Source organism: Clostridium sp. (genome assembly GCF_032552055.1).
Classification (GTDB): Bacteria; Bacillota; Clostridia; order Clostridiales; family Clostridiaceae; genus Clostridium.
The window spans coordinates 1-3,845 of sequence record NZ_JAWGSV010000288.1; the positions used below are offsets into that span (position 1 = coordinate 1).

Annotated in this window: 2 protein-coding genes and 1 other annotated feature; both genes read left to right on the forward strand. The window is 29.3% G+C overall.

Annotated elements, in window-relative coordinates; genetic code table 11:
- Nucleotides 1-828, forward strand: an 828-nt coding sequence (locus E6248_RS14270) for an AI-2E family transporter (protein ID WP_316341449.1), incomplete at its 5' end; no start/stop codon positions are given.
- 63 nt (nucleotides 829-891) lie between these two features.
- Nucleotides 892-1,069: a binding site (T-box leader), on the forward strand.
- Between the two features lie 83 nt (nucleotides 1,070-1,152).
- A complete protein-coding gene (alaS, locus tag E6248_RS14275) occupies nucleotides 1,153-3,792 on the forward strand; it encodes an alanine--tRNA ligase (RefSeq protein WP_316341450.1) in 2,640 nt (879 codons plus the stop codon).
- Nucleotides 3,793-3,845 lie beyond the last annotated feature (53 nt).

Here is a 3,845-nt window from a genome sequence, read left to right on the forward strand (position 1 = left end):
TCTATAATTATTATTTTAGGGATATTTATAATTATTGGGATATTTCTATATATATTAATTCCAAGCATATTAAAAGAAAGTAATAATATTACTGATATTATTGGTAATATAGATGACTATATTGATGGCTTATACTCAAGACTCAAGATAAATGATATAGAATTCTTAAAAAATATATATGTAATTATAAATGAAAAACTAAATACTTTTTTAGTTAGTTTTTCTGAGAGTTTTTTAACTAATATTTTAGAGGGAATCGAAAATATTATATCCTTAGCAATAATACCTATTGTTACTTATTATTTTTTAGTTGATGGTGAACTATTATTCAATAAATTACTACTTATACTACCTACAGAAAAAAGAATAGTAACAAAAAAGGTTTTAACTCATATTGATAAAGTTTTAAGTAGATATATAGTAAGTCAGTTATTTTTATCTTTAATTATAGGAGTAATAACTAGTATAGCATTACTTATTTTAGGCGTCAATTTTGCTATACCACTTGGAATATTCAATGGTGTTCTTAATATAATACCTTATTTTGGGCCTATAATCGGTGGAATACCTGCTGTGTTTGTAGCATTAATTGCTTCACAAAAGAAGGCTGTATTAACAGCATTAGTTGTGTTTTTAATACAGCAGATAGAAGGGAATATATTATCACCTAAAATAACAGGGGATAGTACTAATATGCACCCTATAATGATAATAATACTACTTTTAATAGGAGAAAAATTAGGGGGATTTGTAGGTATGATAATTGCAGTACCCATTGGTGTAATAATAAAGGTTATTTATGAGGATATTAACGATTATTTATTTTAAAACAAAATAATTGACATATATTAAGAAATAAACTATAATTTCATTGAAAATAAGAAAATTTAATATGTAGCTGTGAAGAGAATGAGTAAATATAACCTATATATTCAGAGAGGAAGTGGATGGTGAGAACTTCTTATATAATATATTGAAGCTATCTTGGAGCTATTTTAACTAAGTGATGCAAGTTTTTAATTTTGCATAATTAGGGTGGTACCGCGGAATTTATGTTTTCGTCCCTTTTTTGGAGGGGCGGAAACTTTTTTTATTCTCTAGGAATTAAACTCACCTTTTATATATTAACAAAGATAAAATGGAGGTAAGAATATGAAGTTTATAGGAACTAATGAGCTTAGAGAAGCTTATTTAAAATTTTTTGAAAGCAAATATCATTTAAGATTAGAGAGTTTTCCTCTAGTTCCGAAAAATGATAAATCATTATTATTAATAAATGCAGGTATGGCTCCGCTTAAGCCATATTTTACGGGTCTTCAAGAACCACCAAGAAAAAGAATTACTACATGTCAAAAGTGTATCAGAACTGGAGATATTGAAAATGTAGGTAAAACATCAAGACATGGTACTTTCTTTGAAATGCTTGGTAACTTTTCTTTTGGAGATTATTTTAAAGAAGAAATTATTCCTTGGTCTTGGGAGTTTATTACTGAAACTCTACAAATACCTAAGGATAAATTATATGTTACTATTTATTTAGAGGATGATGAAGCTTTTGATATTTGGTGCAAAAAAACAGATGTAGATCCAAATAGAATATTTAGACTTGGAAAAGAAGATAACTTCTGGGAAATAGGGGTTGGACCATGTGGGCCTTGTACTGAAATCCACTTTGATAGAGGTGAAGGAGTTATTACTAATGTTGATGACTTTGTAAAGGCTAGTGATGCAGATAGAGTTGTTGAATTCTGGAACTTAGTATTTACTCAATTTGATAAGGATGAAGAAGGTAACTACAATAGATTAGCAAATCCTAATATAGATACAGGAATGGGACTTGAAAGAATAGCTACTATAATGCAAGGTGTAGATAATATATTTGAAATAGATACAGTAAAAAATATATTAAATAAAGTAGCAGAACTTTCTAATGTTAAATATGGAGAAAACCCTTCAAAGGATGTTTCCCTTAGAATAATTACAGATCACGTTAAGTCTGTAACTATGCTTATTTCAGATGGAGTTCAACCAAGTAATGAAGGAAGAGGATATGTTCTTAGAAGACTTTTAAGAAGAGCTGCTAGACATGGAAGATTACTTGGAATTAAAGGTTTATTCTTAACTGAAATAGTTGAATCTGTTGTTGAAAACTACGGAGATGCATACACAGCATTAAAGGAAAATAAAGAGTATATTGAAAAAATAGTTTCTTTAGAAGAAGAAAGATTTAATGAAACTATAGATTCAGGAATGGTTATTTTAAATGACTATATTGAAGAAATGAAAGCTTCAAATGAAGATGTATTAAAGGGAGAAAAAGCCTTTAAATTATATGACACTTATGGATTCCCTATTGAATTAACTGAAGAAATTTTAGAAGAAAAGGGACTTAAAGTAGACCATGATGCTTTTAAGAAGGAAATGGAAGAACAAAGACAAAGAGCTAGAAGTGCTAGAGGAGAATCATCTTATATGGGAAGTGATGAAAGTCCAATTAATAAGATAGATGCTTCTATAAATACAGAGTTTGTTGGATATTCAAATATTGAAGTTAATTCAAATATAGTAGTTTTAGCAAATAATAATGATTTTGTTTCAGAATTATCAAAAGGTGAAAAAGGTTATATAGTTACTGAAAAAACTCCTTTCTATGCTGAAATGGGAGGCCAAGTAGGAGATAAGGGAACTATAAAAACATCTACTGGTGAAGCTTACGTTTACGATACTAAGAAAAATGTAGGTGGAAAAACTATTCACTATGTTAAGGTTAATGAAGGAACTATTAAAGTAAATGATGAAGCTACACTTAAGATAGATTTATTAAGAAGAAATTATATAGCTAAGAATCACACTGCAACACATATGTTACATGAAGCTTTAAAGCAAGTTGTAGGAAAGCATGTTAATCAAGCAGGTTCTTATGTTGATGATGAAAGATTAAGATTTGACTTTGCTCACTTTAAGGCATTAACTGAAGAAGAAATTCAAAAGTTAGAAGACTTAGTTAACGCAAAAATTATGGAAGTATTTAATGTAGATACTGATTTAATGACTTTAGATGAAGCTAAGGAATCAGGTGCTATGGCATTATTTGATGATAAGTATGGCGATAAGGTTAGAGTTGTAAGTGTTGGAGGATTCTCTAAGGAATTATGTGGTGGTACTCATGTTAATAATGCTGGTGAAATTGGTTTATTTAAAATAATTTCAGAAGCAGGGGTTGCAGCAGGGATTAGAAGAATAGAAGCTGTTACTGGAATAAATGCTATAAAATATCTTGAAGATAAGCAAAGATTACTAAAAGAAGCTTGCACAGCATTAAAGTGTAGCGAAAAAGATGTAGTTAAAAAGATTGTATCTCAAGGTGCTGAAATTAAGGAAAAGGAAAAAGAAATTACAGAGCTTAAGGGTAAGTTAGCTTCAGGAGTAGAAGATGAAATATTAGCTTCAGCAAAAGAAATAAAGGGTGTTAAAGTAGCTTCTTATGGAGTTGAAGGAATAGATGGAAATGCTTTAAGAGATCTTGGTGATAAGGTTAGAAACAAATTATCAAGTGGTGTTGTAATACTATTTAGTAATGTAGGTGGTAAGGTTAATTTAATAGCTATGTCTACTAAGGATGTATTAGATAAAGGTGTTCATTGTGGAAAGATAATTAAAGAAGTAGCTTCTATTGTTGGAGGCGGTGGTGGAGGAAGACCAGATATGGCGCAAGCTGGTGGTAAGAATCCAGAAAACATTAAAACAGCAGTAGAAAAAGCATATGAAGTAGTAGATTCTTTATTAAAGTAGTATTTATTGTTTAATTATTTATCTATATTATGTAGTTTTATATAATATAGATA